Origin of the sequence: Streptomyces sp. NPDC051963 (assembly GCF_044593495.1) — a bacterium.
Classification (GTDB): Bacteria; Actinomycetota; Actinomycetes; order Streptomycetales; family Streptomycetaceae; genus Streptomyces.
In genome coordinates this window covers 1-7,634 of record NZ_JBIUCC010000002.1, presented here as the reverse complement: position 1 = coordinate 7,634, position 7,634 = coordinate 1, and the positions used below count along the sequence as shown (strand labels likewise).

General features: G+C 70.8%; 5 protein-coding genes. 1 reads left to right on the top strand and 4 read right to left on the bottom strand.

The genetic code is table 11. The features are described from left to right. Positions 1-219: 219 nt before the first annotated feature. The 3 genes from ACIHFB_RS06555 to ACIHFB_RS06545 form a co-directional block, all read right to left on the bottom strand. Positions 220-1,728, bottom strand: a complete 1,509-nt coding sequence (locus tag ACIHFB_RS06555) for a von Willebrand factor type A domain-containing protein (RefSeq protein ID WP_400125635.1) — start codon at positions 1,726-1,728, stop codon at positions 220-222. Positions 1,729-1,878: 150 nt separating this feature from the next. Continuing rightward, positions 1,879-2,760, bottom strand: a complete 882-nt coding sequence (locus ACIHFB_RS06550) for an ABC transporter permease (RefSeq protein ID WP_365288675.1) — start codon at positions 2,758-2,760, stop codon at positions 1,879-1,881. Further along, the gene (locus tag ACIHFB_RS06545; RefSeq protein WP_400125633.1) at positions 2,757-5,402 is read right to left on the bottom strand and encodes a CocE/NonD family hydrolase; all 2,646 of its coding nucleotides are present in this window, start codon (positions 5,400-5,402) and stop codon (positions 2,757-2,759) included. Before ACIHFB_RS06545 ends, ACIHFB_RS06550 begins: the two co-directional genes overlap by 4 nt. Before the next feature lie 224 nt (positions 5,403-5,626). Between ACIHFB_RS06545 and ACIHFB_RS06540 the strand changes: the two genes are divergently transcribed. Next, positions 5,627-7,009: a condensation domain-containing protein gene (locus tag ACIHFB_RS06540; protein WP_365288671.1), complete on the top strand. Its 1,383-nt coding sequence runs from the start codon at positions 5,627-5,629 to the stop codon at positions 7,007-7,009. 94 nt (positions 7,010-7,103) lie between these two features. Here the strand turns inward: ACIHFB_RS06540 and ACIHFB_RS06535 are convergent. Beyond that, positions 7,104-7,634, bottom strand: a 531-nt coding sequence (locus tag ACIHFB_RS06535; protein ID WP_400125631.1) for an aldehyde dehydrogenase family protein, incomplete at its 5' end; no start/stop codon positions are given.

Below are 7,634 nucleotides of genomic sequence, written 5' to 3'. Positions count from 1 at the left end.
GCCTTGGGGGGGGGGGGGGTGGGGGGGTTGGGGGGGGGGGGGGGGGGCGCGGGGGGGGGGGGGGGGGGGGGGGACGTGGCGGGGGTGTCCGTCCTCGGAACGGCGCGGAATCGGTCTCTTGGAAAGGTGCCCTTGTTGACGCGCCAACCGCTGCGGGCGGACACCCCCGCCACGTCCCCTTGCCGCCGTACGCGGGTGCGGCGGACGGGGGGTGCGCGCTCAGTTGTTGCGCAGGCCGGCGGCCTGGGCGATTGCTTCGGCCAGGTCTTGTGCTTCTTTGCTTTCTGTTCGTTCTGCCAGGTCTGCGGCGTAGTCGGCCAGTCCGGAGAGGGGCGGGGCGGCGGGGAGGTTGTCTTTGCCGATTAGGGCGTCGGCGAAGTAGGCGGCTGTTGCTGCTAGTTGGAGGCCGGGGGCGGACTCGGTCAGGGAGTCGTGGAGGGAGGTGGCCTCCAGTTGGCCGGACTCCTCGTGCGGGGCTCGGTTGTCGGGGTCGAGCCAGCGGACGCTTGCGGTGGCCAGGTGGCCTTCGGCGCCGGGCCTGGTGCGGACGGCGTAGAGGGCGGTGACGGTGTGACCGGGGCCTACTTCGCCGCCGTCCACGCGGTCGTCGCGGAAGTCCTCGTCGGCGACCTGGCGGTTGTCGTAGCCAATCAGTCGGTGCTCGGCGACCGTCTCGGGGTCGAAGGCGACCTGGGCCTTGGCGTCGCGGGCGGTGAGGTCGACGTGCTGCGGGAGTTGCTGCACGAAGACCTTGCGGGCGTCCTCCTGGTCCGAGACGTAGACCGTGTGGCCGTCGCCCTTGTCGGCGAGCTGTTCCATCAGGGCGTCGCCGTAGTCGCTGCCCACGCCGACGCCGAAGAGGGTGATGCCGTGCTCGCGGCGTTCGCTCGATATGCGTTCGAGGATGGTGTCCGCGTCGGTGTCGCCTGTGTTGGCGAGGGCGTCGGAGATGAGGACGACTCGGTTGGTGGCGCCTTCTCGCAGGCCTTCCTCGGCGGTTTCGTAGCCGGTTTCGATGCCTGCGCCCAGGTTGGTCGACTCGGTGGGTTCCAGGCCGTCGATGGCGTCGTGGACCTCGTCGCGGTTACCGTCCAGGCGGGTCATGGGCAGGACTTTTTCGGCCTCGTCGCTGAAGGTGACGATCGCGACCGAGTCGTCGTCGCGCAGTTGGTCCGTCATCACGCCGAGGGAGTCCTTGGCGAGGTCCAGACGTCCGGGCTCGGCCATGGAGCCGGAGATGTCGATGACGAAGGTGAGGGCGGCGGGCCTGCGTTCGTCGGCCTCCTCGGCGGTCCTGGTGGCCAGGCCTACGCGGACCAGGGACCAGTCATCCATGGTGGTGCGGGCTCCGTCGACGGTGACGGAGAAGCCGTCGCCGTCGGGGCGGTCGTAGTCCTGGCGGAAGCTGTTGACGAACTCCTCGGGGCGGACCGTCGACGGGTCGGGCAGCCGGCCCTCGGCCAGGGTGCGGCGGGCGTAGCCGTAGGAGGCCGTGTCGACGTCCAGGGCGAAGGTGGAGAGGTAGTCGGGTGAGGGGGCGAACTCACGTGACTCGTCTGTGCCCTTCTGGTCGTCCGTCCCCTGGTCCGGGTTGGGTTGCGCGGGGGCCGGGAAGCCCGTCGCCCCACGGTCGCTGCTGCTGCCCGTGTCGGTTCCGCCGCAGGCCGTGAGCAGCAGGGCGCTTGCCGCGGTGAGCGTGAGCAGCCGTCGTATGCCGTGCTTCAACATCCGTGCCCCCATCGTCGGTTGACGTCGCTGTCTGTGACTGTGACGGCGAAGGGGGGCGGAGCGTGCGCTACGGGGCGTTGCGGATGTGTCTCGAAGAGGGCACGGGGAAGGGCGGGCAGGCCCAAGACCGGTGGGTGATCCTCCGTTGACCTACGACACGATGTCCTTGCGCGCGAAACCGCGGAAGGCCAACGCGAACAGCACGAGCGCGTACGTTACGGAAATCGCCGAGCCCTGGATCATGCTGGACCACTCGGGGTTCGGCTGGACGGCGTCGGCCCAGGCGTAGTTCCAGTGCGCTGGTAGGAAGTCGCGCCAGTCGCCTAGGGCTGTCACCTGGTCGAGGACGTTGCCGACGATGGTCAGGCCCACCGCGCCCCCCACTGCCCCGAGCGGGGCGTCCGTTTTGGTGGACAGCCAGAACGCCAGTCCCGCGGTGACCAGTTGGGAGACGAAGATGAACGCCACTACGACGACGAGGCGCTGTGCCGCCGTGCCCGCGTCCACCGCTCCGCCGGTCGGCAGTTGCAGGGGGCCCCAGCCGTAGGCCGCTATGCCCACCGCCAGCGCTACCAGCGGCAGCAGGATCATCGCGGCCAGGCTGAGGCCGAGGCCCACGACCAGCTTCGACCAGAGGAGGCGGGCGCGGGGCACGGGAGCGGCGAGCAGATAGCGCAGGGAGGACCAGCCGGCCTCCGAGGCCACCGTGTCTCCGCAGAACAGGGCGACCGGGACGACCAGGAGGAAGCCTGCCGACACGAACAGGTTCACCGCGGCGAAGTTGGCGGCGGATCCGGTGGCCGTGTCCAGCAGCGTGATCCTGTCGCCGCCGCCGTCCGGCTCGCCGCCGATCGCGAAGGCGACGACGAGCACGAACGGCAGGGCGGCGAGGATCGCGAACATGACCAGCGTGCGGCGCCGTTTGAGCTGGCGGAGCAGTTCGACGCGCAGCGGCAGGGTGCGGCCCGCGCGGTAGCCGGACGCCGTTTCGGCGAGCTCGGGGCGGCCCGTGTCCTCGGTGAGCGTGCTCATGCGGAGCCTCCGATCAGGGTGAGGAAGGCGTCTTCGAGGCGGCGGTGCGGGCCGACCGAATGGACCGGCACATCGAGGCGGACGAGTTCGGCGATCAGGTGGTTGGGTGTGCCGTCGGCGTCTAGCCGGATCAGGAGGCCGTCGTCGGTGGACACGGCCGAGGCGACGCCCGGCAGTGCCGCGATCTTGTCCACTACGGGTCCCTCCAGGGGTGTTCCCGTGCCGACGAGCAGCGTGTCGCCCGAGCCGACGATCTCCCCCACCGGGCCCGCCTGTACGAGTCTGCCCCGGTCCATCACGACGAGGTGGGTGCAGGACTGCTCCACCTCGGCCAGCAGGTGGCTGGAGACGATCACCGTGCGGCCGGCGGCCGCGTACCGGATCATCACCTCGCGCATCTCGCGGATCTGGGGCGGGTCCAGGCCGTTGGTCGGTTCGTCGAGGATCAGGAGGTCGGGGAGGCCGAGCATGGCCTGGGCGATGGCCAGGCGCTGGCGCATGCCCTGCGAGTAGGTGCGCACCGCGCGGGCGAGGGCGTCGCCGAGGCCCGCGATCTCCAGGGCCTCCTCGATGTGCGCGTCCTCGGCGGGACGGCCGGTCGCGGCCCAGTACAGCTCCAGGTTCTCCCGGCCGGACAGATGCGGCAGGAAGCCCGCGCCCTCGACGAAGGCGCCGACCCGGGAGAGCACCGGGGAGCCCGGCCGGACGGCGTGGCCGAAGACTCGGATCTCGCCGCCGTCCGGGGTGATCAGGCCCATCAGCATGCGCAGGGTCGTGGTCTTGCCCGCTCCGTTGGGGCCGAGGAGGCCGAGTACCTGGCCCTTCTCGACTCGGAAGGACAGGTCCCTGACCGCGTATCGGTCGGACGACTTCGAGTACCGCTTGCTCAAGTCCGTGATCTGGAGCGGTACTTCGGTGAGCTCGGGGTCGGCGGGCACGGTCGCGGTGCGGCGGCGGGCCGTCAGCAGCAGGGCCAGGGCGATGACTGCGCCCGCGAGCGGCAGCCACCACACCCAGGACGGCAGCGCGGCGGCCGCGGTGGTCACGCCGGACGCCGTCGGCACCGACAGGTCGCTCTTGAGGGAGACGGTGTACTTCGCCGGGGCCGCCGGTGAGGCGTAGCCGAGGTCCGTGGAGGAGAGGACCAGGCGCAGGCTGTGGCCCTTGTCGACGTTGTGGTCGATGGCGGGCAGTGTGATCTTGACGTCCTTGCCGGTTTTCGCGTCCTCGATTCTGAGGGGCGTCACCAGCTGGGACGGGAGTACCTGTTGGGTGCCGTCGGGGCCGACGTCGTACACCTTGCCGAAGAGGACGGCGTCGTCGCCGGTCGACTTGACGTGCACGGTGACCGTCGGGGATCCGGTGATGCGGAGGTCGTCGCCGACGGGGGCCGACTCGAAGCTTGCGTACTGGCCGGGGAAGTCCAGCGAGATGCCCACGCCGAGGGAGGAGAGCTGGGCGAGGCCGCCACCGCCGAGGCCGGGCAGGGCGGAGATGGCGGGCGGGTTGGCGCCGGCCGGGTTGTCGAAGGTCTGCTCGCGCCCGGTCAGGGCGATGGACCTCTGGCCGCTCTCCAGGCCCGGGTAGGTGTCGCCGCTCGCGCCGCGCAGCATGGCCTCGCCGTCGGTGGAGTCGACGCCGCCGGTGCGGGTGATCCGGAAGGCGGGGCCGGTGTCGGCGCTCTTGTCGTCCTTGAGGTAGCGGTCGAACCAGGAGTCCACGCGCGCGTGGAGCCGGCTCTCCTCCATGTCGCCGCCGTCATGGCCGCCCGCGATCCAGTCCACGTCGACGGGGGCGCCGTTGGCGCGGATCGCCTTGGCGGCGGCGTCGGCCTGGCCCAGCGGGAAGAGGGAGTCGGTCTGGCCCTGCATCAGCAGCGTGGGCACCTTGATGCGGTCACCGACGGCTGACGGCGAGCGCTCCTCAAGGAGTTGTCGCGCCTCGGCGTCCGGGGTGCCTGACTCGGCGACCCGGTCGTACATCTCGCAGAGCTGGGCCTCGAACTTGTCGCAGCCGCCCGCCGTGTTGAAGAAGACGCCCGCCCACAGCTTCTTGAAGACGCCGTTCGGGAACAGGGCGTCCGCGAGGTTCCAGTAGGTGATCGCCGGGGCGATGGCGTCCACCCGGTCGTCGTACCCGGCGGCGAGAAGGGAGATCGCGCCGCCGTAGGAGGCGCCCGACATGCCCACGCGCGGGTCGCCGGTCTTGTCGAGCTGGACCTGGGGCTGCTTCGCCAGCCAGTCGATGAGTTTCGAAACGTCGGCGACCTCGGCCTTCGGGTCGTTCAGGCCGACCTTGCCGGTCGACCTGCCGAAGCCGCGGGCCGACCAGGTCAGCACCGCGTATCCGTCGGCGGCCAGGTCCTCGGCCTGCGCGCGTACGTCGTCCTTGCTGCCGCCGAAGCCGTGCGCCAGCAGGACGGCGGGGCGGCGGCCGTCCGAGCCGGAGGTGAAGTACGAGGTGTCGATGCGCACCCCGTCGCCCACGGCCATCACCCGGTCGGCGCGGTGCACCGCGGGCGCGTCGTCCGAGGCGACAGCCGTCCACGTACCGGCAGCGGCGAGGACGACAACGGCGGCCGCGGCGGTCAGAAGCCGCCGCGGCCGACCCAGCCCCCGCCATCCGGGCAATCGAAGATCCATGCTTCAACAGTACGGCGCCAACCTGTCGGCCCCCGACAGCTTCTGGGCTGAACCCCCTCACCTCCCAGGGGCGTACGCGAGGCCTCCTCCATACCGCGATCGCGGTACGAGCACCGCTGTTCGAAGGGCCACTCGATCAATTGAAAGATCACGAAACTGGGGCTTTCACCTGCCGTCCCGGCAGATCCTTGAAGGTCTGCCCCCTTCGCGAACGGAGACGCCCTGTGCGCATCACTGACATCCAGCGCTGCGAGGTCCGGCCCGGACGACTCGTCGAGTGGACGCTCAGTCCGGCGACCGTCGAGACGGCGGCGGGCCTGCCGGAGGACTCCCGGCCACCGGCGTACATCCAGGAGTCGCACATCAGGACGGCTCGAATCGTGCGCGAAGACGGCCTGTTCGTGCCGACGTGGCTCGGCTCGGCCTTCGACATCCCGGGCCGGGTCGACCTCGACGCGCTCCAGGACGCGCTGCGCGGCTGGACCCTCCGGCACGAGACGCTGCGCAGCGGCTTCCGGCCGGCCGGCGACGAACTGCGGCGCTTCACCCTCGACCCGGGGGCCGTGTCCCTGCACCGCGAGGTCGTCGGCGACTTCCCCGACGTGCCCGAACTGGTCCAGTGCCTCCAGGACCGCTTCGACGCCACGGCGGACGCGCTGCGCTGGCCGAACTTCCTCTACGCGGCGGTCGTACGGGACGACTCCACCAGCGTGTACATGGCCTTCGACCACAGCAACGTCGACTCCTACTCGATCCAGCGCATCCCCGCCGAGATCCACGAGCTCTACGCGGCGTGCGTCGAGGGCCGTACGGTCCGGCAGGAACCGGTCAGCAGTTATGTCGACTTCTGCGAGATCGAGCGGGCGGACGCGGACCGGATCGACGGAACCCACGAGATCGTCGCCCGCTGGCGGGAGTTCATCGGCCGCTGCGAGGGCCGGCTGCCGAACTTCCCCGTCGACCTCGGCCTGGACCCCGACGCCGGGCTGCCCACCCAGAAGCTCATGAACGAGATGCTCGTGGACGCGGACGCCGCCGCCGCCTTCGAGGCGTACTGCCGGCCCTACGGCGGAAGCCTGGTCGGCGTCCTCGCCGCCACCAGCCTCATCCTCCGGGAGATCGGCGGACAGCCCGTCTACCGCACGGTGGTGCCGTTCCACACCCGGGTGAAGTCCCAGTGGTCGGACACCGTGGGCTGGTTCGTGGGCGGCGCCCCGATCGAGGTTCCCCTGGAGCCGGGACTCGACTTCCCCGGCGCCCTGAAGGCCGTACGCGCCGAGATGCACGCCAACCGGTCCATGGCCCGCATGCCCATCGCCCGGGTGCTGCGCCTGCTCGGCTCGGACTTCCGCCCGACCTCGCCCGACCTGTACTCGATCGTCTCGTTCGTCGACGCCCGGGGCCTGCCCCGCTCCGAGGACTGGTCCGAGCTGGCGGCGTACGGACTGGTGCGGGTGTCGTACGGCGACCAGGTGTGCGTGTGGCTCAACCGGCTCCACGAGGGCCTGTGGTTCGCGAGCCGTTACCCGGACACCGACATCGCGTACAAGAACATGCGGCTGTACGTCGAGCGCCTACGGGACTTGATCACTTCGGTGGCGCGGTGACGCTCACTCTGCTCTGCGCGCACCGCGCTCAGCTCCGGCCGCCTTCGTCCGGTGGTGCCCCGCCTCCCTTCAAGGCGACGGGGCACGTGCGGCCTCAGTGGTTGCGGGGGAAGCCGAGGTCGACGCCGGAGGGGGCGTCGGCGGGGTCGGGCCAGCGGGTGGTGGTGACCTTGCCGCGGGTGTAGAAGTGCGTGCCGTCGTTGCCGTAGATGTGGTGGTCGCCGAAGAGGGAGTCCTTCCAGCCGCCGAAGCTGTGGTAGCCGACGGGGACCGGGATCGGGACGTTCACGCCGACCATGCCGGCCTCGATCTCCAGCTGGAAACGGCGGGCCGCGCCGCCGTCCCGGGTGAAGATCGCGGTGCCGTTGCCGTACGGCGAGGCGTTGATCAGCGCCACGCCCTCGTCGTAGGTCTCGACGCGCAGCACGCACAGGACCGGGCCGAAGATCTCGTCCTGGTAGGCCTTCGCCGAGGTGGGCACCTTGTCCAGGAGCGAGATGCCGATCCAGTGGCCGTCCTCGAAGCCCTCGACGGTGTGGCCGGTGCCGTCCAGGACGACCTCGCAGCCCTCGGCGGCGGCGCCGGTGACGTATGAGGCGACCTTGTCGCGGTGCACGGCCGTGAT